This window comes from Diaphorobacter nitroreducens (genome assembly GCF_002214645.1).
Lineage (GTDB): Bacteria > Pseudomonadota > Gammaproteobacteria > Burkholderiales > Burkholderiaceae_C > Diaphorobacter > Diaphorobacter nitroreducens.
On record NZ_CP016278.1, the window covers coordinates 346,778 to 368,225 of the forward strand.

The following is a 21,448-nucleotide window of genomic DNA, read 5'->3' on the forward strand; positions in this document are numbered from 1 at the left end:
GTTTTTGCTATTAATAAAGTAGCTGTTAGCGCTTGCTGCATGAGCGTTAGAGGCCAAAACGGCCTAATGGTCAGCGCGCGGCGGCAACGCACGCAGCACGGCGCGCACGGGCGATGCGTCGGCCGTGGTGAGCTTGAGCGGCAGTGCGATGAGTTCGTAGTCGCCCTCGGGCACATCGTCCAGCACCAGGTTCTCCAGCACGCGCAGGCCACGCCGGCGGATCACCTGGTGGCTGGGCAGCGGCTTGCTGTCGGCGGGGTCGATGCTGGCGGTGTCGATGCCCACGAGCACTACGCCGGCGTCGGCCAGGCGCTCGATGGTGTCGGGCGCGTAGGCCGTGAGGCCCGCGTCCCAGCGGTCCACGGGCATGCGGGCGTAGGTGCGCACCAGCACCCGCGGCGGCAAAGTGCCCGTCATCGCATGGGCAATGTGGGTCCATTCGATGAGCGGCCCGCAGTCCAGCGCATGCACCACACGGCAGGGGCCGATGAAGGCTTCCAGCGGCACGGCGCCGATGGCTGCGCCGTCCGCTGCGTAGTGCAGGGGCGCGTCCGCGTGCGTGCCCACGTGGGGCGAGAGCGTGAGTGCGCTCACGTTCACCGGGCAGCCGGGGCCCAGTGTGGCGCTCCACTGCTGCTGGTAGGGTGTATCGCCCGGGAACACCGGGCTACCCGCATGCACGGGGGCAGAGATGTCCCACAGCGCGGGCGATGGCGTGGAGGTGGCGGTCATGCCGCGCATGCTATGCGCGGCGGAGGGGTGGGTAAATGGTTTATCCCTGATGGGTGACTCATTTGGATAATCCATTCTCACAGAGACATTTTTGGGTTAAATCATGCAAGCCGAGATCGACCGTACCGACCGCCAGCTGCTGCGCGCGCTGCAGGACAACGCCCGCCTGACCTCCGGCGAACTGGCCGAAATGGCGCACCTGTCGCAGTCGCCCTGCTGGCGGCGCGTGAAGCGGCTGGAGGACGCCGGTGTAGTGCGCGGCTACCACGCGCAGCTGGACCGGCGTGCGGTGGGGCTGGGTGTGATGGCTTTCGTGATGGTGGGCATCGACCACCAGACGGAGGCGCTGTCCGTGGCGTTCGAGGAGGCGGTGTGCGCCATTCCCGAGGTGGTGCTGTTCCACGGCATCTCGGGCCCCGCGGACTTCCTGCTGGTGATCGTGACGACCGACCTGGACGCGTATTCCGAACTGCTGCAGCGGCGCCTGCACCGCCTGCCGGGCGTGCGCCAGGTGCAGACCTATTTTTCGCTGCAGGAGTTCAAGGGGCGCATCGGCGGGTTGCCCGTGTGAAAGCGGGTCCTGCGGCGTTCAGAGCACCAGCCCGTCCAGCGCCGGCAGATGGTGGCGCTGGCGCGCGCGGTTGCAGGCAGCGCTGCCGGCTTCGAATTCGCGGCAGGGCGAGGGGCGCCACTCGTAGATGCCGCAGGCCGCGCGCTGGCCCACCTGGCCCGTGAGGGCCGCGCAGCGCGGCTGCGCATGGTCCGTGCCGCGCATGCGCGCGGTGTCGTCCGTGACCGGCACCACCAGCCCATCGGGAACGCAGCCGCCCAATTCCTCCGTCTCGTGCACCGAGAAGTCCACGCGAAAGCTGGCGCAGCAGGCGCCACAGGTCAGGCAGGGGTGAAGAGTGGTCATGGCGTGCGTCGCAGGGGGTGTCATTGTGACGCGCCACAGGTCCTGATGTGCATCAATCCAGCAGCGTGCAGTTCCATTAGAATGAGAATTACTTTTATTCATTGACTGCAATACAACATGCTTCACACGGGGAATGACGCCGCGCAGCCGCGGGGGCTGGACACCTTGCCGCATGGCGTGCCGGCCACGGTTGCCGGGCTGCTGCCAGCGCAGGATGGCCGGTCGCAGGCCATGGTGCTGCGCCTGATGGAGATCGGTTTCCTGCCGGGCGAGCCCGTGCGCGTGATTGCCCGGGGCTTTCCCGCGGCCGACCCCCTGGCCGTTCGCGTGGGCCAGGCCACTTTTGCCCTGCGCCGCCATGAGGCGGCCCTGGTGCAGGTGCGTGTGGATGCGCTGGAGGCCGCGGCATGAGCACGGCGGCATCTCCCCTGCACATCGCGCTGCTGGGCAACCCCAACTGCGGCAAGACGGCGCTGTTCAATGTGCTGACCGGCGCACGCCAGAAGGTGGCCAACTACGCGGGCGTCACGGTGGAGCGCAAGGAAGGCCTGTTCACCACCGCCAGCGGCCGGCGCGTGCGCGTGCTGGACCTGCCCGGCGCCTACAGCCTGCACGCGCAGAGCCTGGACGAGGCCGTCACCCGCGATGTGGTCACCGGCCGCCGCCCAGGAGAGGCCATGCCCGAGCTGCTGGTCTGCGTGACCGATGCCACGCACCTGCGCCTGAACCTGCGCCTGGTGCTGGAGGCGCGCGACCTGGGCCTGCCCATGGTGCTGGTGCTGAACATGAGTGATATGGCGCAGCAGCAGGGCATCCAGATCGAACGCGAAGTCCTGGCGCGCGAACTGGGCCTGCCCGTGGTGACCACCGTGGGCGTGCGCGCCGACGGGGCGCGCGAGCTGCTGCAGTGGCTGGACACGGCCACCCCGCAGGCCGCCCGCGGCGCCGCCGTGGGCACGCAGGCGCCACCGCCCGTCAATGCGCTGGAGGAAGACCGCCCGCAGCGCGTGCAGCAATTGCACCAGGAAGTGCGCCGCATCATGGGGCTGGCCGTGCGCGAGCCCGCGCTGCGCCTGCAGCGCGACGACCGCATCGACGCCGTGGTGCTGCACCCGCTGTGGGGCATGCTGCTGCTGGCGGTGACGCTGTTCCTGATGTTCCAGGCCGTGTTCAGTTGGGCAGAGGTGCCCATGGGCTGGATCGAAGGCGCCACGGCCGCCGTGGCCGAATGGCTGAACGCCCACATGGCCGAGGGGCCGCTGCGCAGCCTGCTGGCCGACGGCGTGATCGCCGGCGCAGGCGGGGTGCTGGTGTTCCTGCCGCAGATCCTGATCCTGTTCTTCTTCATCCTGGCGCTGGAGGAATCCGGCTACCTGCCGCGCGCGGCCTTCCTGCTGGACCGCGTGATGGGCACCGTCGGCCTGTCGGGACGCTCGTTCATCCCGCTGCTGTCCAGCTTCGCCTGCGCGGTGCCGGGCATCATGGCCACGCGCTCCATTCCGGACTGGCGCGACCGGCTCGTCACCATCCTCATCGCGCCGCTGATGACCTGTTCGGCCCGCCTGCCGGTGTACGCGCTGCTCATCGCGGCCTTCATCCCCGATCGCACGGTGGCGGGGCTGTTCAACCTGCAGGGGCTGGTGCTGTTCGCGCTGTACCTGGGCGGAATCGTGAGCGCCATGGCCGTGGCGGCCGTTGCGCGGCTCGCGCGGCGCAGCGACGGCGCCACGCCGCTGCTGATGGAGCTGCCCGCCTATCGCTGGCCCAGCGTGCGCAACCTGGCGCTGGGGCTGTGGGAGCGCGCGGGCATCTTCCTGCGCCGCGTGGGCGGCATCATCCTGCTGGTCACCATCCTGCTGTGGTTCCTGTCGTCGTACCCCGCGCCGCCGGCCGACGCCACGGGGCCGGCCATCGAATACAGCTTCGCCGGGCGCATCGGCGCCGCGCTGGAGGTGATCTTTGCGCCCATCGGCTTCAATTGGCAGATCAGCATCGCCCTGGTGCCCGGCATGGCCGCGCGCGAGGTGGCGGTGAGCGCCCTGGGCACGGTGTACGCGATTGCCGCTTCGGCCGACGACACGGCCGCGCAGCTCGCACCCATGCTGGCGGCGCAATGGTCGCTGGCCACGGCGCTGTCGCTGCTGGTGTGGTTCATCTTCGCGCCGCAGTGCGTCTCCACCATCGCCGCCGTGCGCCGCGAGACCAACGGCTGGCGCTGGCCGCTCGTCATGACGGGCTATCTCTTCGCACTGGCCTATGCGGCCAGCTTCATCACCTACCGCGTGGCCCTGGCGCTGGGCGGTGGTTGAAAACAGTCACCAAGGAGCAGAACCATGTGGCAAGACATTCTCACCGCCGTGATCGTGGCCGTGGCCGCCCTGGCGCTGCTGTGGCGCTGGCTGCCACAGCGCTGGCGCGCCCGCGCCGCGCGCGTGCACCCGGCACTGGCGCCCATGGCCAAGACCGGCAGCAGTTGCGGGGGCTGCAATGCCTGCGCCGGAGACCGCTGCGCGCCGGCACGCAAGCCCTGAAGCCGGGACAGCCCCGGTCGCGGGCCTAAAAGCATAGCTGCTAGCGCTTGCCAGGCAAAGGTTTCAGTATCAAAACTATCTGAAATCATTGCCTGGCAAGCGCCAGCAGCTCTTCTTTTTGAAGAACCACTTCAAGCGGCCTGCGGCCACTCCTGCGTGTCGCCCTCCGTCAACGGCGGCAGGCCCAGCTTGGCGCGCGTGTCGTGGCAACCGTAGGAGGCGAACGGAAAGTCGCGGCACGGCTGGGGACGCTGGTCGTAGATGCCGCAGCCGATGCAGCCGTTGCCCAGGTCGGCCAGTGCCACGCAGCGCACGGGGTGGCGCTCGGTGCCGTTCATGCGGTAGCGGTTGCCTCCGGCCTCATGGGCCAGGGCGTCGGGCACGCGCCCGCCCATGGACTGCAGTTCATAGACGGAGAACTCCACGCGGTAGTTCTGGCAGCATGCACCGCAGTGCAGGCAGGGGTGGACGGGGACGGACATGCAGGTTCCTCGGGTTCTGGTGCATCGGCAACGGGCCCCATCCCAGGTGCGACGCGCAGCCGGCACCGGGGATCGCGGGCGATCAGGGGGAGCGATGGGAGGGCGGGCATGCGCTGGGGCGCCTGCCGCGCAGAACCGGGCCGCTAGGTGTGGCCCTGGAGGAACTTCAGGTAGAAGGTATGAATGCGCACCTGCAGCGCATGCACGCGTGCCGCCATGCGCCGGGCGGCCGCGTACAGTTCAGGCGCCAGCGGGCGCTGGCGGGCGGGGCAGGGTGGATGGCCCGGGCGCGTGGGGTGGAGTTGCGCGGGGGCCATGGGTGGGATGCGGGATGGGTTTAGACGCGGCCGAGCAGCAGGTATTCCATGAGTGCCTTCTGCACGTGCATCCTGTTTTCCGCCTCGTCCCAGACGACGGACTGGGGGCCGTCGATCACGTCGGCCATGACCTCCTCGCCGCGGTGCGCGGGCAGGCAGTGCATGAACAGCGCATCGGGCTTGGCCACGGCCATCATCTCGGCGTCCACGCACCAGTCGGCGAAGGCCTTGCGGCGCGCTTCGTTCTCGGCCTCGTAGCCCATGCTGGTCCACACGTCGGTGGTCACCAGGTCGGCGCCGCGGCAGGCATCCATGGGATCGGCAAAGACCTTGTAGCAGCCCGCGCGGTGGGGCTTGCCGCCGAAGGCGAGCTTCTCGTCCACCTCGTAGCCGCCGGGGGTGCTCACGTGCACGGTGAAGCCCAGCAGATCGGCCGCCTGCAGCCAGGTGTTGGCCATGTTGTTGCCGTCGCCCACCCAGGCGACGACCTTGCCCGCGATCGAGCCGCGGTGCTCGATGTAGGTGAACAGGTCCGCCATGATCTGGCAAGGATGGAACTCGTTGGTCAGGCCGTTGATGACGGGCACGCGCGAGTATTCGGCGAAGCGCTCGATCTTGTCGTGGCCGAAGGTGCGGATCATCACCAGGTCGGTCATGCGGCTGATCACGCGCGCGCTGTCCTCGATGGGCTCGGCGCGGCCCAACTGGCTGTCGCCCGTGGTCAGGTGCACCACGCTGCCGCCCAGCTGGTACATGCCTGCCTCGAAGCTCACACGCGTGCGGGTGCTGGCCTTCTCGAAGATCATGGCCAGGGTGCGGTCGGCTAGCGGGTGGTACTTCTCGTAGCTCTTGAACTTGCCCTTGATGATGGCGGCGCGCGAGAACAGGTAGTTGTATTCGTCGGCGGTGAAGTCGGTGAATTGCAGGTAGTGCTTCATACGCGGTCGATCTTCTTCATTCAGACAGGAAGGTCTGCACCAGGGGTGTGAGCAGGGCGACGATCTCGTCGGCCTCTGCGCGCGTGAGGGTGAGCGCGGGCACCAGGCGGATCACGCGCTCGGCGGTCACCGACAGCAGCAGGCCGGCCTCGGCCGCGCGATCGATCAGCACGCCGCAGGGGCGGTCCAGCTCCATCCCGATGATCAGGCCCTGGCCGCGGACTTCGTTCACGCCAGCGGTCTCACCCAGTGCGCGCTGCAACTCGGCCTTCAGGTGGGCGCCCACGTCCGCGGCGTTCTGCAGCAGGCCGTCTTCTTCCATGATGCGGATGGTTTCCACGCCCGCGCGCATGGCGAGCGGGTTGCCGCCGAAGGTGGAGCCGTGGTTGCCCGGCTTGAGCACCTGCGCGGCGGCGCCGTGCGCCAGCACTGCGCCCACGGGAACGCCCGAGCCCAGGCCCTTGGCCAGCGTCATCACGTCCGGGACAATGCCGGCCCACTGGTGGGCAAACCACTTGCCGGTGCGGCCCATGCCGGCCTGCACCTCGTCAAGCATCAGCAGCCAGCCGTTGGCGTCGCACAGTGCGCGCACCTGCTGCAGGTAGTCGGCGCGCATGGGATGCAGGCCACCTTCGCCCTGGATGGGCTCCATCATCACGGCGACGATGTTGGCGTTGCCTTCGGTGGCCTCCTGCAGCGCCTCGATGTCATTGGGCGCCACGCGCAGGAAGCCCTCCAGCAGCGGGCCGAAGCCGTTGCGCACCTTGGGGTTGCCGGTGGCGGTCATGGTGGCGATGGAGCGCCCGTGGAAGGCATGGTCGTAGACCACGATCACGGGTTTTTCGATGCCCTTGTCCACGCCGTACTTGCGCGCGATCTTGATGGCAGCCTCGTTGGCCTCCAGGCCGGTGCTGCAGAAGAACACGTTGGTCATGTGCGCGCGCTCGGTCAGCAGCTGGGCCAGCTTTTCCTGACCCGGCACATGGTAGTAGTTGGAGGTGTGGATCAGCTTGGCGATCTGGTCCTGCAGCGCCGGCACCAGCTTGGGATGGTTGTGGCCCAGCGTATTCACGGCGATGCCGCCCAGTCCGTCGAGGTACTGCTTGCCGTTCACGTCCCACACACGCACGCCCTGGCCTCGCTCCAGCGCGATGGGTACGCGGCCATAGGTGTTCATCACGTGGGGCGAGGCAGCCTCGACAAATGCGGTCATGCGGACATCTCCTGACAAGAGAGGGAAACGGGGAACAGCCCCAAAAAGGGAAATGCGATTCTAGGGGCTGCCCCCGCGCGCACCATTGAAGATTGCGCATCACAGTCATGCGCTGCGCTTGCGTTCAATGCTGGCAGGCGGTGCTGGGGCATTGGAGGGTAGCTCTTATATAAGAGTTAGAATCCGTGCCACGCCGACGCACAAGGTCGGCGCCCCTTACACGACCCGAACCCGATGGTTGCTCCCTCCTCCAAAGAAGTCTTCATCCAAGGCATTACCCTCGAAGGGAGGACCTTTCGGCCCAGCGACTGGGCCGAGCGCCTGGCGGGGGTCATGAGCCAGTTCCGCCCCGGCGGTGCCGTGCCTGGCAGCCACCTGAACTACTCCCCCTGGTGCATTCCTACCAGCATGAACGGAGTGAAGTGCGTGGTGGTCCACCGCGACCTGCAGGCGCACGAGCCCATGGCGTGGGACTTCGTGCTCAACTTTGCCAGAGACAACAACTTGCAGGTCGTTGAAGCCTGCCTGCTCCCCGATCCCAAGGCCTGACAATACAGGCCTTTTCTTTTGGGTGGGCGTGTGTGCCTCCGGGGTGCTGTGCCGAGCAGCGCCGGGCACAAAAAAACCGCCCGGAGGCGGTTTCTCTGCTTTGCTGACAGCGCACCCGTTACAAACGGCGGGTGGCGAGCCACCCGGGCTGTTGGCCTGCGCGGGGCAGGCGGTGAATTTAGGCGGCTGCCAGAGCCAAGGCTTTCACCTTGGCGGACAGGCGGCTCTTGTCGCGAGCTGCCTTGTTCTTGTGGAAGATGCCCTTGTCGGCGATGGTGTCCAGCACGGACTGGGCCTTGGCGAACAACTCGGTTGCCTTGGTCTTGTCACCGGCCAGAACAGCCTTCTCGACGTTCTTGACGGCGGTGCGGTACTTGGAGCGCAGCGAGGTGTTGGCTGCGTTCAGCTTGAGGCCTTGGCGGGCGCGCTTGCGGCCCGATGCCAGGCGGGGGTTCTTTTTCTTTGGCTTTCCAGATGCCATGGTATGTGTTCCTTGTGTCTGAGGATGTTGTCAGCAAAGCCGGCCATTATAGCGCAGCCGCCATTTCGGGCGTGGCGCGGCGCCAAACGCATACACTTGCGCCGGTGTCCCTGTTCAAAGCCGCTTCCACCGTATCGCTGTTGACCCTGGCCTCCCGCGTGACGGGCCTGGTGCGTGATCTGCTCATGGCCTCGATGTTCGGGGCCAACGTTCTGACAGACGCTTTCAACGTCGCTTTTCGCATTCCCAACCTGTTTCGCCGCTTGTTCGCCGAAGGGGCGTTCAGCCAGGCCTTCGTGCCCGTGCTGGCCGCGCACAAGGCGCAGCATGGCGATGAGGACACCCATGCACTCGTGAACGCCGTGGCCACGGCGCTGTTCTGGGCGCTGCTGCTGACCTGCGTGTTGGGGGTGGTAGGAGCGCCGCTGCTCGTGTGGGCGCTGGCCAGCGGGTTGCGCCAGAGTCCGGAGGGGTTCGACGCCGCCGTGTTCATGACGCGCTGGATGTTCCCCTACATTGGATTCATGTCGCTGGTGGCCCTTTCTGCGGGCGTGCTCAACACCTGGAAGCGCTTTGGCGTGCCGGCCGCCACACCCGTGCTGCTGAATCTGTGCATGATCGCGGCCGCTTGGCTGGGCGCGCCACAACTGGCGGCGCGGGGCATAGAGCCCATCTACGCCATGGTGGGCGGGGTGATGGGTGGCGGGGTGCTGCAACTGGCGGTGCAATTGCCCGCATTGCGCCGCCTGGGGCTGCTGCCCCGCATCGGCATGACCTGGGGCAGGGTACGCAGTGCCTGGCAGGACCCAGGCGTGCGCCGCATTCTTACCCTGATGGCGCCGGCGTTGCTGGGCGTGGGGGTGGCACAGATCTCGCTGATGATCAACACGCAGATCGCGTCCTATCTCACGCCGGGCAGCGTGACATGGCTGTTTTATGCCGACCGCCTCATGGAATTTCCCACGGCCCTGCTGGGTGTGGCGCTGGGCGTGGTGCTCACGCCGCAGTTGTCGGCCGCCAAGGCTGCGGGGGATGGTGAACGCTACTCGACCATGTTGGACTGGGGGCTGCGCATCGTGGTGCTGCTGGCCGTACCCTGCGCCGTGGGACTGCTGACCTTCGCAACGCCGCTGGTGGCCACGCTGTTCCACCATGGTGCGCTGAACGACGGCGACGTACGGCAGATCTCCGTGGCGCTGGCAGGCTATGGAGCGGGGTTGCTGGGCCTGGTGGCCATCAAGGTGCTGGCGCCGGGTTACTACGCCAGCCAGGATATCCGCACGCCCGTGCGCATCGCCATCGTGGTGCTGGTGGCCACGCAGATCATGAATGCCGCGCTGGTGCCCCTGCTGGCGCATGCTGGGCTGGCGCTGTCGATTGGCCTGGGTGCGCTCATCAACGCCCTGTGGCTGCTCACGGGGCTGCTGCGGCGGGGAAGCTTTCGCCCGCGCGAAGGCTGGGGCCGGTTTGCGCTGCAGGTGATTGCCGCCAGTGCGTTGCTGGCCGTGTTCCTGCTCTGGGCCTCCCACCACTTCGACTGGCTGGCGCTGCGGGCGCACAGCTTGCAGCGTGCGGGACTGCTGGCGCTGCTGCTCGCCGCATCGGCTGCGCTGTACTTTGGCGCGCTGTGGGCCTGCGGGCTCAAGCTGCGCCAGCTGTTGCGCCGCTGAAGGGAGAGGGCGCATGGCGTTGAGCTATTCCGTTCCCACGCCGCTGGAGTATTTCGCGTCGCTGGTCCAGGTGCCGCAGGGCGGCGCCATCGCGTTGCTGGAGTCGGCGGCCTGCATCGCGCAGGACGAATATCCGCGCCTGGATGTGCAGCAGTTCCTGGACGAGATGGACCGCCTGCAGGCGCGGCTGCAGCGGCGCATTGCGCAGGATGCCGAACCGCTGCTGCGGCTCAATCTGCTCAACCAGTTCTTCTTTGGCGAACTGGGCTTTGCGGGCAATCTCAACGACTACTACGCGCCGGGCAACAGCTATTTGCACGTCGTGCTGGAGAAGCGGCGCGGCATTCCCATCTCGCTGGCGGTGCTGTGGCTGGAGCTGGCGCAGGGGGTGGGCCTGCGTGCGCACGGGGTGGCCTTTCCCGGGCATTTCCTGGTCAAGGTGCTCATGCCCACGGGCCAGGTTGTGATGGACCCGATGACGGGGCTTTCCCTCTCGCGCGAAGCGCTGGGCGAGCGGCTGGAACCTTTTCGCCGCGGACACGGACCGCTGGAGGACGAAGCTCCGCTGGGCCTGTATCTGCAGGCCGCCACGGAGCGGGACATTCTTGCGCGCATGCTGCGCAATCTGAAGGAAATCCACCGCGCGCGCCAGGACTGGAGTCGCCTGGTGGCGGTGCAGGACCGGCTCATCGTGTTGCTGCCCGATGCCTGGAGCGAGTGGCGCGACCGCGGCCTGGCGTATGCGGAGAGCGGCGCATCCCTGCAAGCGCTGGAGAACCTGGAGACCTATCTGGCCCACGCTGCGGATGCCGAAGATGCCCATGCGATCGCACAGCGCGTGAAAGAACTGCGCCGTTTCTGATCCAGGCCAAGCGTGCCATGTGACAAAAACATGGCAAAAGTGCACCATGTCATGTGCTGGACACGAAGAGTTGTCACCATCTTCTGCCTGCCGAGAAGGTCCCAGTCATGCCGCACATATCCGAGATCAATTCCCACGAACTCATGGAACGCATCGCCGACGATCTGGCCGACGGCTATGACGAGGAGTTGGAGCTGGAGATCGAGGACCGCGCCTTCGATGAGCACGGCCTGCAGGCGCCCGTGGACCGGCTGGCACGCCAGCAATATTTCCGGGAGCTGTTCCGCCTGCAGGGCGAGCTGGTCAAGCTGCAGGACTGGGTGCAGCACTCAAGGCAGAAGGTGGTGGTGATCTTCGAGGGGCGCGACGCCGCCGGCAAGGGCGGGGTGATCAAGCGCATTACCCAACGGTTGAACCCGCGCGTGGTGCGCGTGGCGGCGCTACCTGCGCCCAATGACCGCGAGCGCACGCAGTGGTACTTCCAGCGCTATGTGGCGCACCTGCCTGCGGCAGGCGAGATCGTGCTCTTTGACCGCAGCTGGTACAACCGCGCGGGCGTCGAGAAAGTGATGGGCTTTTGCACGGAGGAGGAGTACGAGGAGTTCTTCCGCAGCGTGCCGGAGTTCGAGAAGATGCTCGTGCGCTCAGGCATCCGGCTCATCAAGTACTGGTTCTCGATCTCCGACGAGGAGCAGCACCTGCGGTTCCTGGGGCGCATCCACGACCCGCTCAAGCAGTGGAAACTGAGCCCCATGGACCTGGAGAGCCGCGTGCGCTGGGAGGAATACACCAAGGCCAAGGAGGCGATGCTGGAGCGCACCCACATCCCCGAGGCCCCCTGGTGGGTGGTGCAGGCGGTGGACAAGAAGAAAGCGCGCCTCAACTGCATCGCCCACTTGCTGGAGCAGCTGCCGTATGCCGATGTGCCGCATACCGAGGTGGTGCTGCCCGACCGCGTGCGCCACCCGGACTACCTGCGCCAGCCCACACCCGGCAGCATGATCGTGCCCGAGCGGTACTGACGATTGACGATTGGGCGGGTGATCCTGTCTACGCCAAGGCAAGCGGAGGCCGGGGGAGCCGAGCGCCTTGGGGCGCTCGGACGTGCCTTTAAGCGGCCTTGACGGCCAATACCGGGCAATCGACGTTGAGCAGGATCTCCTGTGCCATGCTGCCCAGCAGCAGCTTGCCGACGGGCGAGCGTTTGCGCAGGCCGATCACCAGCACGGATACCTGCAGCGCCGCGACCATTTCCTCGATCTCCTCGATGGTGCTCTTGCCGCGCACGAACTGCTTGAACTCGGCCTCGATCGGCAGCGTGGCCAGGCGCTCCTCCACACGTTCGGCCTCGTAGCCGTTGACGATGCTGGGGTCTTCCTGGCGCCCGCCGGGGCCGGCGTTGACGACGACCAGGCGTTCATTGCGACGGGTGGCGATTTCGATGCCCTTGTCCAGCGCGGCCCGGCCTTCGGGGCGTGGAACGTAGGCGACGAGAATGGTCATGCAAAGTCTCCCTTATAGCTGTGATGACGATGTGTCTGGCGCACTGCGCGCCAGCCGCCAGAATAGCCCAACATCGCAGGCGTTGGCGAGTGTCATCCCGGGTGCGGGGCGCGCGATGAGGGCCAGGCGCCGCGCCGGACGCGGGAAGAGGGTTTGGGGGTGAAAAAGCCCTGCAGCGCTTGCTGGACAAGCGCTAGCAGCTATGGTTTTTGCGGAGCGGCGGTTATACCAGCCGCGCGGCTTCCAGCTCTTTCTTCAGGTAGGCGTAGAACAGCGGTGCCGCCACCAGCCCCGCGGGGCCGAAGACGGCTTCGGCCACGAACATCACCGACAGCAGCTCCCACACGCCCATGTGGGTGCGCCGCCCCACGACCTTGGCGTTGATCACGTACTCGGCCTTGTGGATCAGGATCAGGAAGGCCAGGCAGGCCACGGCCGCAACGGGCGATACCGACAGTCCCACCAGCGTGATGACCGCGTTGCACAGTAGGTTGCCCACGATGGGCACCAGGCCGGCCACGAAGGTCAGGGTGATCAAAGCGGGGGTGTAGGGCAGGTCCAAGTCCCACAGGGGCAGCACCAGCAATAGGAACAGTGCGGTGAGCAGCGTGTTGAAGGCGGCAATCCAGAACTGCGCCGCGACGATCTGACGGAAGGCCTCTCCCATACGCGCGATGCGCAGCACCAGCTCTTGTGCCAAGGGGCCGCGTGAAGCGCCTACGCTGCGTACGGCGGCCAGTGCCCCGATCAGCAGGCCCACATAGGCATACAGCAGGCCCGTGAGCCAGGCGCGCCCCGCCATGGCCAGGGCGCCGGCCTTGGCGGCCAGATAGGCGGCGATGGTGCGCTGGATTTCGGCGGCGCCTTCGGGCAACTGGGCCGCGATGTCGGTGGGCAGCTTCAGCCGCAGTTCCAGCACGGTGCGGGCCAGGAAGTCCAGCAGTTCGCGGTATTGCTGGGGGGCGTCGACGATATAGGTGCGCGAATGCGACAGCGCCAGCGCCAGCAGCAGCAAGGGAGACAGCATGACCAGCGTGGCGGCTGCCGTCTGGCCGCGGGTTGCCATGCTGTTCGCCGTGCGCGACGGGAACCACGCCAAGCGTGGCGCCAGCCAACGCGTGAGCAGAAAACCCAGGCACACGCACAGCAGCCCGGGCAGCAGCCCGCGCAGCATCACGAGCAGCAGCGCGGCGCCCATCAGCAAGTAGCTGGCGATCACCACGCCCCGCGTGGCGGGCGCGAATGGCGGCCTCAGGGCGGCAGGCGTGGCGGCGGAGCCTTGCGGCGGCTGACCCGAAGGCATCGTGCCAATCGCGCTGGATCAGCCCACGACGACGGCGGCGCCGTCGCCACGCTCGGCAATGGCGCCGATGGCGTACACCGCCTCGCCCAGCGCGCGCAGCGTGGCGGCCGTGGCATCGGCGGCCTCCGCCGGCACGACCACCACCATCCCGATGCCGTTGTTGAACGTGCGGTTCATCTCGATGTCGTCGATGCCGGCGGTCTTTTGCAGCCAGGCGAACAGCTCCGTCTGCGGCCAGCTGCCGGCCTTCAGGTGGGCGGCCGTGCCTTCGGGCAATACCCGCGGAATGTTCTCCAGCAGGCCACCACCGGTGATGTGGGCCAGGGCCTTGATCGGATGCTGTGCCAGCGCGGCCAGCACGTTCTTCACGTACAGGCGCGTGGGCTCCATGACGGCGGCCTTGAAGGGTTTGCCGTCCAGCGTGTCAGGCAGCGTGCCGGCGGCCGAGGCGCGCTCGATGCACTTGCGCACCAGCGAAAAACCGTTGGAATGCACGCCGCTGGAGGCCAGGCCCAGCACCACGTCGCCGGGTTTCACCGTCTGGCCGGTGAGGATCTTCGACTTCTCGACCGCGCCCACGGCAAAGCCGGCCAGGTCGTATTCACCGTCGGGGTACATGCCGGGCATCTCGGCCGTCTCGCCGCCGATCAGTGCGCAGCCGCTCAGCTCACAGCCACGGGCGATGCCCCCCACCACTGCGGCGGCGGTGTCCACGTCCAGCTTGCCGCAGGCGAAGTAGTCCAGGAAGAACAGGGGCTCGGCGCCCTGTACCAGCACGTCGTTGACGCTCATGGCCACCAGGTCGATGCCCACGGTGTCGTGCATGTTCCACTCGAACGCCAGCTTGAGCTTGGTGCCCACGCCGTCAGTGCCCGAGACCAGCACCGGCTCCTGGTAGCGCTTGGGCACCTCGAACAGCGCGCCGAAGCCGCCGATGCCCGCCATCACCCCTTCGCGCAGGGTCTTCTTGGCCAGAGGCTTGATGCGCTCGACCAGCGCGTCGCCTGCGTCGATGTCGACGCCGGCGTCTTTGTAGGAGATGGGAGTGGAGGGGGCAGAGGAACTCATGGGATGTGCGTCAGTGCTGAGGGCCGCGGTCGGCGGGCCGGAAAGCGGGGATTTTAAGGGTCCGCCCGGGCGGGCCGCGAATGCCCCCGCGCGGCGGGCTGCGCCGCACGCGGCCCGGGCTCGGGTCGTCTGGGCCATCGACGCACTAAAATCGCGGGTTGCACGCCCTGCGTGCCGCCCGCTTCCCGGGCGCCTCCATGGTTTCGCGGCGGTGAACCGCGGCGCGTCCCCTACCTTGCCTCCCATGCCATCCACTCCATCCCGTTACGGCCCGGCCAGGCTCCGCATTGCGCGCGGAGGCCGGGGCGCGCCGCATTTGCGCGGGTGGCGCTCGCCATGAAGCAGCTGGCCCTGGACATTGGCCTGGTGACCGGCCCCACGCTCGACAACTTCCATGCCGGCCCCAACGCGCAGGCACTGCAGCACCTGCGGCTGGCGGTGGCCGGTGGCGCCGCGCCGCGCTCGCCCGTGCCCACCTACCTGTGGGGCGAAACGGGCACCGGCAAGTCGCACCTGCTGCGGGCCACGTACGAGGCGCTGCGCGGGCAGGGCGCCAGCGTGGGCTGGCTCGACGCCTCCGTGGCGCTGCCCTCGGCCTTCGACGAGCGCTGGAGCGCGGTGCTGCTCGACGAGGTGCACCTGTACACCACGGCGCAGCAGGCGGCGGCTTTCAACTGGTTCGTCAACGCCATCAACCCCACCGAAGGAGCGCCCCGCTGGGTACTGGCCGCGGGCGACCTGCCGCCGGCCGACCTGCCGCTGCGCGACGACCTGCGCACACGGCTGGGCTGGGGCCACGTGTTCCAGCTCCAGCTGCTGGACGAGCAGGAGCGCCGCGCCGTGCTGCGCCAGCAGGCCGACGCGCGCGGCATCTTCCTGGCCGATGAGGTCATGAACTACATGCTGGGCCGCTTTTCGCGCGACCTGGGCAGCCTCATGCAGCTGCTGGACCGGCTCGACAGCTTTGCGCTGCGCACGCAGCGCGCCGTCACCGTCCCGCTGCTCAAGACCATGCTGGAGACCGAGTAGCGCGCGGCCATCGGTGCAGGGCGCTTTCATCCACCCATTGCAATCAACGCATGACCTTTGACACGCAGGTACAACGCCGCCGACTGGCCCTGTTCGACCTGGACCACACCCTGCTGCCCCTGGATTCCGACTACGAGTGGGGCGAATTCACCATCCGCATCGGCTGGGCCGACCGCGAAGAGTTCGGCCGGCGCAACAAGGCGTTCTACGACGACTACGTCGCCGGGCGGCTGGACGTGCACGACTACGTGCGCTTCGCGACCGACGCCATTCGCCAGCGCGGCGCCGAGGCGGCGGCCCTGGCGCACGCGCAGTTCATGCGCGAGGTGATCCAGCCCGCGCTGCGCGAGGAAGCGCGCGCGCTGGTGCAGCGCCACCGCGACGCGGGCGACGAGGTGCTCATCATCACCGCCACCAACGAGTTCGTCACCCGCCCCATCGCCCTGGCGTTGGGCGTGGATCAGCTGGTCGCCGTGGAACTGGAGCGCGGCGACGACGGCTGGATCACCGGCGGCATTCGCGGCGTGCCCTCCATGCGCGAGGGCAAGGTGCAGCGCATGGAGCAATGGCTGGCCGAGCGCGGCCTGCGCTGGACGGACGTGGACAGCACGTTCTACAGTGACTCCATGAACGACGTGCCGCTGCTGGAAAAGGTGGATCATCCCGTCGCCACCAACCCCGATCCACGCCTGCGCGCACTGGCTTCCCAGCGCGGCTGGCGCATTCTGGACCTGTTTCCCCCACACCCATGATCAAGACCTTCATCGACAAACTGCTGGGCAAGGGCGCCGCAGGCGCGGGCCGTGGCACACGCGGCCGCTTTGGCAAGCGTGCGGAAGTGCCCGCCGCGGTGCACGGCATCAACCCCGAACTGGTGGACCGCCGCGCCAGCGACGTGGTGCGCACACTCAAGCAGGCGGGCTACGAGGCCTACATCGTCGGCGGCGCGGTGCGCGACCTGCTGCTGGGCCTCAAGCCCAAGGACTTCGACGTGGCCACCAACGCCACGCCCGAGCAGGTCAAGGGCCTGTTCCGGCGCGCCTTCATCATCGGTAAGCGCTTTCGCATCGTGCACGTGGTGCACGGCCGCGGGCGCGAGCATGAGGTGATCGAGGTCTCCACTTTCCGCGCCTACATGGACAACGCGGCAGCCGAGCAGGTGGGTGGCAACGAAAAGACCAGCAAGGCCCAGCTGGCCGGCATGCACCATGCCGTGGACGCCAGCGGCCGCGTGCTGCGCGACAACGTCTGGGGCCCGCAGGACGAGGACGCCACGCGGCGCGACTTCACCGTCAACGCCATGTACTACGACCCTGAGACCGAGGTCGTGGTGGACTTCCACAAGGGCATCGAGGACGCCAAGAAACGCGTGCTGCGCATGATCGGCGACCCGGCCACGCGCTACCGCGAGGACCCCGTGCGCATCATCCGCGCCGTGCGCTTTGCGGCCAAGCTCAGCCCGCTGGGCTTTGCCCTGGAGCCCAAGACCGCCAAGCCCCTGGTGGAGTGCGAGCCGCTGCTGCGGGAGGTGCCGCAAAGCCGCCTGTTCGACGAGATGCTGAAGCTGCTGCAGACCGGCCACGCGCTGGCCTCGATCGCGCAGCTCAAATCCCTGGGCCTGGCCACGGGCATCTACCCGCTGCTGGACGTGGTGGTGGACCGTTCCAGTCACCCGTTCGTGCAGGCCGCGCTGGCCGACACCGACCGCCGCGTGGGCGAGGGCAAGCCCGTTGCGCCCAGCTTCCTGCTGGCCTGTGTGCTGTGGCAGGACGTGAAGGCCGGCTGGGAGCAGCGCCTGGGGCGCCAGCAGCCCTTCCCGGCGCTGCAGGATGCGATCGACGATGTGTTCGACAAGCGCATCGGCGATGTCTCCGGCCGCGGCAAGCTGGCGGCGGACATGCGCGAGATCTGGGTCATGCAGCCGCGCTTCGAGAAACGCTCGGGTAGCACGCCTTTCGGCATGGTGGCGCACCTGCGTTTTCGCGCAGGCTTCGACTTCCTGCGCCTGCGCGCGGACGTGGGCGAGGTGGAGGAGGCGCTGGCCGAGTGGTGGCAGGAGTTCTCGCTGGCCGACGATGCGCGCCGTGAGGACATGATCGAGCAGGCGCGCGAGGAGCAGCGCGCGCGCCAGCGTAAGGCCCAGCCCACGGTACGGCGCGTGCCCAAGGCCGTGCCAGTCGCCACGGACGACGCCGAGCCCCCGCGCAGGGCCAGCGATGCCGGTGATTCCCTGGCCGAGCCAGCGGCAGAGGACGCTGCTGCGCCCAAGAAGCGCCGCCGCCGTCGCCGCAAGCCCACGGGCAGCGGTGCATCTGAGGGTGGCGCGCCCGCGGGCGAGGTGTGACCTCGCCTTCCGTGGCGGCCAGCGCCTGGGTGGGCCTGGGCGCGAATCTGGGGGATGCGCGCGGCGCGCTGCGCGACGCGGTGCGGGCGATGGGCGCGTTGCCCGGCACCCAGGTGCGGCAGGTTTCGTCGCTGTACCGCAGCGCGCCGGTGGATGCCGGCGGGCCCGACTATCTCAATGCCGTGGCGCAGTTGCAGACCACCTTGGCGCCACTGGCGCTGCTGCATGCCCTGCAGGCCATCGAGCAGGCCGCGGGGCGCGAGCGCCCCTACCGCAACGCGCCACGCACGCTGGACCTGGATCTGCTGTTGTACGGGGAGGAGCGCCTGGACGGCGCCGAACTCACGCTGCCCCACCCGCGCATGGGCGAGCGGGCCTTCGTGCTCCTTCCTTTGGCGGAACTGGCGCCCGGCCTGGCCCAGACGTGCGGAACGGACGTCCAGCGCGCCCAGGCCAGCGGCCAGCGCATCGAGCGCCTGGCCGAAGCCACCGAATGGTTGGGCGCAAACTCCTGAATTAATAGCTGCTTGCGCTGGCCGTACGGACGTTTGAAGGTGAAACCACCTGAAAACTGCCATATGGCAAGCGTGAGGCGCTCTTATTTTTGATGTAAGCACGCCGCCGGTTGCGAGGCGTCACCGCCGTGGTGGCGGGTGCGGCAGCGCAACAGGGGGCGCCGTTGGGGCGGCTTGGCCCCAGGCTGACGACGACACGCCCGGACAGTCGCGCCGTGCGCCGCCCGCGGCACTCCGGTGGCACCCGGAATGCCGCGTTCCGGTCAGTCCACCTTGGCGCCGGAGGCCTTCACCACCTGCTGGTACTTGGCGCGCTCGGCGGCCATGAAGGCGTCGAACTGCTCAGGCGTGGTGGCCACGGGCTCGGCCATCAGTGCGGAAAAGCGCGTCTTGGTTTCCGGTGCCTTGAGTGCGTCCGTGAACGCCTTGTTGAGCTTGGCGATCACGGGCTTGGGCGTGCCGGCCGGTGCCACCAGACCCCACCAGGTGTCGATGGCAAAGCCCTTGAAGGTCTGCGACAGCGGCGGCACGCCGGGCAGCATGGGGCTGGCTTCCAGCGAGGTGACGGCCAAGGCCTTGAGCTTGCCCGACTTGATGTTGGGCGCGGCGGCGGCCAGGTTGTCGATGTTGAAGTCCACCTCGCCGGCCAGCAGGGCCAGCTGCGCGGGGCTGGCGCCGCGGTAGGGGATGTGCAGCGCGAAGATGCCGGCCTTCTGCTTGAACATCTCGCCCGCCAGGTGGCCGGCGCTGCCGTTGCCGCCGCTGCCGTAGTTGAGCTTGGCGGGGTTGGCCTTGGCGTAGGCGATCAGGTCCTGCAGGGTGTTGATCTTGAGCTGCTCGGCCCGCGCGGCGTTGACCACCAGCACGTTGGGCACGCGCACCATCTGCGTGATACCGGCGAAGTCCTTGGCTGCGTCGTAGGGCATGCGGTTGTACAGCCAGGGGTTCACGGCGTGCGTGGCCGTGGCGGCGATGCCGATGGTGTGCCCGTCGGGCGCGGACTTGGCGATCAGATCGGCGCCGATGTTGCCGCCCGCACCCGCCTTGTTGTCGACGACCACCACGCCGAGCGTGTCGCGCACGCGCTCGGCCAGCGCGCGGGCCGTCACGTCCAGCGGGCCGCCAGGCGCGTAGGGCACGACCAGGCGGATCGGCGCATCCTGCGCGTGGCTCAGGGGGGCTGCGAGTGCCGCGCCAATGGCAGCGGCCGAAAGAAGAAGGTGTCTGCGGTTCATAGGCCTCCATTGTGCAAAAAATGGAAGACGCTTCCGTGGCGCCGCAATGCTGCCCTGTCCTACGACAAGGCGCAGCGCATCTTTCTACGATGGGCCCGGGCCTTGCCTGCCCCCGCCCATGAAAGGACTGACATGCTGGACGCCCCCACCATCCTGGACGAATCACGCTACTCCCACTGCATCGCGGCCTGCAACGCATGCGCTGCCACCTGCGATTTCTGCGCCGCGGCGTGCCTGCGCGAGCCCGACCCGCGCCACATGGCCAAGTGCATCGCGCTGGACATGGACTGCGCCGACATCTGCCGCCTGGCTGCCGCCACCATGGCCCGCGAGAGCCCGCACGTGAACTATGTCTGCGAGCTGTGCGCGCGCATCTGCGAAAGCTGCGCACAGGAATGCATAAGCCACGCGGCGGACCATTGCCAGGACTGCGCGGAAGCCTGCAAGCGCTGCGCCAGCCTGTGCCGCGACATGATCGCTTGAGTGAAGTACGGTCCCTGAGCGGCGGCGCTTACCGCGGCCCTGTCGCCGCCTTCGGAGTGCCGTGCGGCGCGGATGGAACACGGCGCCCGTGGTCTAGCAGATCCCGTTCGACGACACCTGCTGGCCGGGCACAACGCCCGTTGCGTGGCGCAGGGTTGTGCGCGGTGCGCCGCGGGGAAGCGCCCGTCAGCCGCCGTGCTTGTCGGCCTCGGACGTGAATGCGTCGGCGTAGAACTCGTCGGGCGGCAGGCCACGCTCCGCGCTGTAGGCGGCGCGGGCCGAGTCCACCACGATGGGCGCGCCGCAGGCATAGACCTGATAGCCCGAGAGGTCGGCAATGTCCTCCATGACCGCCTGGTGCACGAAGCCCGTGCGGCCGGCCCAGCCGTCCTCGGGCAGGGCGTCGGAGACCACCGGCACGTAGCGCAGGTTTGGCAGCGCGGCCAGGCGCTCGCGGATCCAACCGTCCATGTACAGGTCCGCCGGGCGGCGTCCGCCCCAGTAGAGCGTGGCCGGGCGCGTGATGCCCTTGTGCTGCATGTGTTCGATCAGCGCCTTGATGGGCGCAAAGCCCGTGCCCGAAGCCAGAAACACCATGGGCTTGTCGGAATCCTCGCGCAGGAAGAAGCTGCCGAAAGGGCCCTCCACGCGCAGGATTTCCTTCTCCTTCATGGCGTTGAACACATGGTCGGTGAAGCGCCCGCCGGGCATGTGGCGGATGTGCAGCTCCACGCCTGGCGCGCCTTCCTGCGTGTGGGGTGCGTTGGCCATGGAGTACGCGCGGCGCGCGCCGTCACGCAGGATGAATTCGATGTACTGGCCCGCGTGGTAGCGGAAGGTGTCGGCCGCGGGCAGTTGCAGGCGCACCTGCATCACATCGTGCGATGCGCGCGTGAGCGCCGCCACGCGCACCGGCAGCTTCTTGATGGGATAGGCGCTCTCGTCGGTCACCTGGCGCGATTCCAGCACCACGTCGGTCAGCGGCTGGGCACAGCAGGTGAGCACGAAGCCGGCTTCTTCCTCCTCGGTGCTCAGCGCCTTCTGTTGGTGCTCGCCGTGCACCACCGAGCCGCTGAGCTTCTTGCACTTGCACGAGCCGCAGGCACCGTCCTTGCAACCGTAGGGCATGCCCACGCCGCCGCGGATGGCCGCGGACAGGATGGTTTCGCCAGCCTGCGCCTCGAAGGCACGGCCACTGGGCTGCACGGTGATCTGGAATGCGGTCTCTGCGCTGGTCATGACAGTGGGTATCCTTGGAGTTGTCTTCAAGCAAACCG

At 68.0% G+C, this 21,448-nt stretch carries 25 protein-coding genes; 13 read left to right on the forward strand and 12 right to left on the reverse strand.

All coding sequences use genetic code 11. The features are described from left to right. Positions 1–63: 63 nt before the first annotated feature. Positions 64–741, reverse strand: a complete 678-nt coding sequence (gene kynB, locus BA022_RS01555; protein ID WP_418236106.1) for an arylformamidase — start codon at positions 739–741, stop codon at positions 64–66. 94 nt (positions 742–835) lie between these two features. Between kynB and BA022_RS01560 the strand changes: the two genes are divergently transcribed. Beyond that, positions 836–1,303 carry an Lrp/AsnC family transcriptional regulator gene (locus tag BA022_RS01560; RefSeq protein WP_088886353.1) on the forward strand — a complete coding sequence of 156 codons (468 nt, stop codon included), beginning with the start codon at positions 836–838 and terminating at the stop codon, positions 1,301–1,303. Between the two features lie 18 nt (positions 1,304–1,321). On the opposite strand, the gene BA022_RS01565 is transcribed toward BA022_RS01560, so the two are convergent. Further along, positions 1,322–1,648: a YkgJ family cysteine cluster protein gene (locus BA022_RS01565; protein WP_088886354.1), complete on the reverse strand. Its 327-nt coding sequence runs from the start codon at positions 1,646–1,648 to the stop codon at positions 1,322–1,324. Positions 1,649–1,765: 117 nt separating this feature from the next. Here BA022_RS01565 and BA022_RS01570 point away from each other — a divergent pair, with 117 nt between their 5' ends. Genes BA022_RS01570 through BA022_RS01580 form a run of 3 tightly spaced genes read left to right on the forward strand, consistent with a single transcriptional unit; the run spans position 1,766 to position 4,179 of the window. Next, a complete protein-coding gene (locus BA022_RS01570) occupies positions 1,766–2,059 on the forward strand; it encodes a FeoA family protein (protein ID WP_015913817.1) in 294 nt (97 codons plus the stop codon). Continuing rightward, positions 2,056–3,957 (forward strand): ferrous iron transporter B, encoded by a 1,902-nt coding sequence (feoB, locus tag BA022_RS01575; RefSeq protein WP_088886355.1) that lies wholly within the window; start codon positions 2,056–2,058, stop codon positions 3,955–3,957. The genes BA022_RS01570 and feoB overlap by 4 nt, the downstream gene beginning before the upstream one ends. A 24-nt stretch (positions 3,958–3,981) precedes the next feature. Next, entirely contained in the window at positions 3,982–4,179 is a 198-nt protein-coding gene (locus BA022_RS01580) for a hypothetical protein (RefSeq protein WP_011806146.1), read from the forward strand. A 131-nt stretch (positions 4,180–4,310) separates the two neighbouring features. Here the strand turns inward: BA022_RS01580 and BA022_RS01585 are convergent, their stop codons facing one another. From BA022_RS01585 to BA022_RS01595, 4 genes are all read right to left on the reverse strand, one after another. Then, on the reverse strand, positions 4,311–4,661 hold the full coding sequence (locus BA022_RS01585) for a YkgJ family cysteine cluster protein (RefSeq protein ID WP_015913815.1): 351 nt from the start codon (positions 4,659–4,661) through the stop codon (positions 4,311–4,313). Between the two features lie 143 nt (positions 4,662–4,804). Beyond that, complete coding sequence (locus BA022_RS19260; RefSeq protein WP_187305998.1) at positions 4,805–4,978, reverse strand: hypothetical protein; 174 nt, start codon at positions 4,976–4,978, stop codon at positions 4,805–4,807. A gap of 20 nt (positions 4,979–4,998) precedes the next feature. After that, positions 4,999–5,916, reverse strand: a complete 918-nt coding sequence (gene argF, locus BA022_RS01590) for an ornithine carbamoyltransferase (protein ID WP_011806144.1) — start codon at positions 5,914–5,916, stop codon at positions 4,999–5,001. 16 nt (positions 5,917–5,932) lie between these two features. Continuing rightward, a complete protein-coding gene (locus BA022_RS01595) occupies positions 5,933–7,129 on the reverse strand; it encodes an aspartate aminotransferase family protein (protein ID WP_088886356.1) in 1,197 nt (398 codons plus the stop codon). 234 nt (positions 7,130–7,363) lie between these two features. Between BA022_RS01595 and BA022_RS01600 the strand changes: the two genes are divergently transcribed. Then, positions 7,364–7,678, forward strand: a complete 315-nt coding sequence (locus tag BA022_RS01600) for a DUF3579 domain-containing protein (protein WP_011806142.1) — start codon at positions 7,364–7,366, stop codon at positions 7,676–7,678. A gap of 178 nt (positions 7,679–7,856) precedes the next feature. Here BA022_RS01600 and rpsT read toward each other — a convergent pair whose 3' ends face one another. Continuing rightward, on the reverse strand, positions 7,857–8,159 hold the full coding sequence (rpsT, locus tag BA022_RS01605) for a 30S ribosomal protein S20 (protein WP_011806141.1): 303 nt from the start codon (positions 8,157–8,159) through the stop codon (positions 7,857–7,859). Positions 8,160–8,263: 104 nt separating this feature from the next. Here rpsT and murJ point away from each other — a divergent pair, with 104 nt between their 5' ends. The 3 genes from murJ (at position 8,264) to ppk2 (ending at position 11,713) form a co-directional block, all read left to right on the forward strand. Further along, complete coding sequence (gene murJ, locus BA022_RS01610; protein WP_088888485.1) at positions 8,264–9,829, forward strand: murein biosynthesis integral membrane protein MurJ; 1,566 nt, start codon at positions 8,264–8,266, stop codon at positions 9,827–9,829. Between the two features lie 13 nt (positions 9,830–9,842). Continuing rightward, entirely contained in the window at positions 9,843–10,691 is an 849-nt protein-coding gene (locus BA022_RS01615; protein WP_088886357.1) for a SirB1 family protein, read from the forward strand. Positions 10,692–10,798: 107 nt separating this feature from the next. Then, entirely contained in the window at positions 10,799–11,713 is a 915-nt protein-coding gene (gene ppk2 / locus BA022_RS01620) for a polyphosphate kinase 2 (protein WP_011806138.1), read from the forward strand. An 88-nt stretch (positions 11,714–11,801) separates the two neighbouring features. Here the strand turns inward: ppk2 and BA022_RS01625 are convergent, their stop codons facing one another. The 3 genes from BA022_RS01625 to purM all read right to left on the reverse strand — a co-directional run bounded on the left by BA022_RS01625 (position 11,802) and on the right by purM (position 14,565). Further along, on the reverse strand, positions 11,802–12,194 hold the full coding sequence (locus BA022_RS01625; protein WP_011806137.1) for a universal stress protein: 393 nt from the start codon (positions 12,192–12,194) through the stop codon (positions 11,802–11,804). 223 nt (positions 12,195–12,417) lie between these two features. Then, a complete protein-coding gene (locus tag BA022_RS01630) occupies positions 12,418–13,497 on the reverse strand; it encodes an AI-2E family transporter (protein WP_088886358.1) in 1,080 nt (359 codons plus the stop codon). Positions 13,498–13,515: 18 nt separating this feature from the next. Then, positions 13,516–14,565, reverse strand: coding sequence for a phosphoribosylformylglycinamidine cyclo-ligase (gene purM / locus BA022_RS01635; RefSeq protein WP_088886359.1), 1,050 nt, complete (start codon positions 14,563–14,565; stop codon positions 13,516–13,518). 336 nt (positions 14,566–14,901) lie between these two features. Here purM and hda point away from each other — a divergent pair, with 336 nt between their 5' ends. Genes hda through folK form a run of 4 tightly spaced genes read left to right on the forward strand, consistent with a single transcriptional unit; the run spans position 14,902 to position 18,453 of the window. After that, positions 14,902–15,594, forward strand: coding sequence for a DnaA regulatory inactivator Hda (hda, locus tag BA022_RS01640; RefSeq protein WP_011806134.1), 693 nt, complete (start codon positions 14,902–14,904; stop codon positions 15,592–15,594). Between the two features lie 50 nt (positions 15,595–15,644). Then, positions 15,645–16,346 (forward strand): histidinol-phosphatase, encoded by a 702-nt coding sequence (locus tag BA022_RS01645; protein WP_011806133.1) that lies wholly within the window; start codon positions 15,645–15,647, stop codon positions 16,344–16,346. Next, positions 16,343–17,938, forward strand: a complete 1,596-nt coding sequence (pcnB, locus tag BA022_RS01650; protein ID WP_088886360.1) for a polynucleotide adenylyltransferase PcnB — start codon at positions 16,343–16,345, stop codon at positions 17,936–17,938. Before BA022_RS01645 ends, pcnB begins: the two co-directional genes overlap by 4 nt. Further along, on the forward strand, positions 17,935–18,453 hold the full coding sequence (gene folK, locus BA022_RS01655; RefSeq protein ID WP_088886361.1) for a 2-amino-4-hydroxy-6-hydroxymethyldihydropteridine diphosphokinase: 519 nt from the start codon (positions 17,935–17,937) through the stop codon (positions 18,451–18,453). Before pcnB ends, folK begins: the two co-directional genes overlap by 4 nt. A 263-nt stretch (positions 18,454–18,716) precedes the next feature. Here folK and BA022_RS01660 read toward each other — a convergent pair whose 3' ends face one another. Further along, complete coding sequence (locus BA022_RS01660) at positions 18,717–19,688, reverse strand: Bug family tripartite tricarboxylate transporter substrate binding protein (protein ID WP_011806130.1); 972 nt, start codon at positions 19,686–19,688, stop codon at positions 18,717–18,719. Positions 19,689–19,820: 132 nt separating this feature from the next. Between BA022_RS01660 and BA022_RS01665 the strand changes: the two genes are divergently transcribed. Further along, the gene (locus tag BA022_RS01665; protein ID WP_015913805.1) at positions 19,821–20,171 is read left to right on the forward strand and encodes a four-helix bundle copper-binding protein; all 351 of its coding nucleotides are present in this window, start codon (positions 19,821–19,823) and stop codon (positions 20,169–20,171) included. Positions 20,172–20,357: 186 nt separating this feature from the next. On the opposite strand, the gene BA022_RS01670 is transcribed toward BA022_RS01665, so the two are convergent. After that, a complete protein-coding gene (locus BA022_RS01670) occupies positions 20,358–21,410 on the reverse strand; it encodes a CDP-6-deoxy-delta-3,4-glucoseen reductase (RefSeq protein WP_011806128.1) in 1,053 nt (350 codons plus the stop codon). Positions 21,411–21,448: the final 38 nt, after the last annotated feature.

Coding starts and splice junctions, on each gene's coding strand:
- kynB (WP_418236106.1), bottom strand. CDS start 741: ATGCGCGGCATGACCGCCACCTCCACGCCATCGCCCGCGCTGTGGGAC.
- BA022_RS01560 (WP_088886353.1), top strand. CDS start 836: ATGCAAGCCGAGATCGACCGTACCGACCGCCAGCTGCTGCGCGCGCTG.
- BA022_RS01565 (WP_088886354.1), bottom strand. CDS start 1,648: ATGACCACTCTTCACCCCTGCCTGACCTGTGGCGCCTGCTGCGCCAGC.
- BA022_RS01570 (WP_015913817.1), top strand. CDS start 1,766: ATGCTTCACACGGGGAATGACGCCGCGCAGCCGCGGGGGCTGGACACC.
- feoB (WP_088886355.1), top strand. CDS start 2,056: ATGAGCACGGCGGCATCTCCCCTGCACATCGCGCTGCTGGGCAACCCC.
- BA022_RS01580 (WP_011806146.1), top strand. CDS start 3,982: ATGTGGCAAGACATTCTCACCGCCGTGATCGTGGCCGTGGCCGCCCTG.
- BA022_RS01585 (WP_015913815.1), bottom strand. CDS start 4,661: ATGTCCGTCCCCGTCCACCCCTGCCTGCACTGCGGTGCATGCTGCCAG.
- BA022_RS19260 (WP_187305998.1), bottom strand. CDS start 4,978: ATGGCCCCCGCGCAACTCCACCCCACGCGCCCGGGCCATCCACCCTGC.
- argF (WP_011806144.1), bottom strand. CDS start 5,916: ATGAAGCACTACCTGCAATTCACCGACTTCACCGCCGACGAATACAAC.
- BA022_RS01595 (WP_088886356.1), bottom strand. CDS start 7,129: ATGACCGCATTTGTCGAGGCTGCCTCGCCCCACGTGATGAACACCTAT.
- BA022_RS01600 (WP_011806142.1), top strand. CDS start 7,364: ATGGTTGCTCCCTCCTCCAAAGAAGTCTTCATCCAAGGCATTACCCTC.
- rpsT (WP_011806141.1), bottom strand. CDS start 8,159: ATGGCATCTGGAAAGCCAAAGAAAAAGAACCCCCGCCTGGCATCGGGC.
- BA022_RS01615 (WP_088886357.1), top strand. CDS start 9,843: ATGGCGTTGAGCTATTCCGTTCCCACGCCGCTGGAGTATTTCGCGTCG.
- ppk2 (WP_011806138.1), top strand. CDS start 10,799: ATGCCGCACATATCCGAGATCAATTCCCACGAACTCATGGAACGCATC.
- BA022_RS01625 (WP_011806137.1), bottom strand. CDS start 12,194: ATGACCATTCTCGTCGCCTACGTTCCACGCCCCGAAGGCCGGGCCGCG.
- BA022_RS01630 (WP_088886358.1), bottom strand. CDS start 13,497: ATGCCTTCGGGTCAGCCGCCGCAAGGCTCCGCCGCCACGCCTGCCGCC.
- purM (WP_088886359.1), bottom strand. CDS start 14,565: ATGAGTTCCTCTGCCCCCTCCACTCCCATCTCCTACAAAGACGCCGGC.
- hda (WP_011806134.1), top strand. CDS start 14,902: ATGAAGCAGCTGGCCCTGGACATTGGCCTGGTGACCGGCCCCACGCTC.
- BA022_RS01645 (WP_011806133.1), top strand. CDS start 15,645: ATGACCTTTGACACGCAGGTACAACGCCGCCGACTGGCCCTGTTCGAC.
- pcnB (WP_088886360.1), top strand. CDS start 16,343: ATGATCAAGACCTTCATCGACAAACTGCTGGGCAAGGGCGCCGCAGGC.
- BA022_RS01660 (WP_011806130.1), bottom strand. CDS start 19,688: ATGAACCGCAGACACCTTCTTCTTTCGGCCGCTGCCATTGGCGCGGCA.
- BA022_RS01665 (WP_015913805.1), top strand. CDS start 19,821: ATGCTGGACGCCCCCACCATCCTGGACGAATCACGCTACTCCCACTGC.
- BA022_RS01670 (WP_011806128.1), bottom strand. CDS start 21,410: ATGACCAGCGCAGAGACCGCATTCCAGATCACCGTGCAGCCCAGTGGC.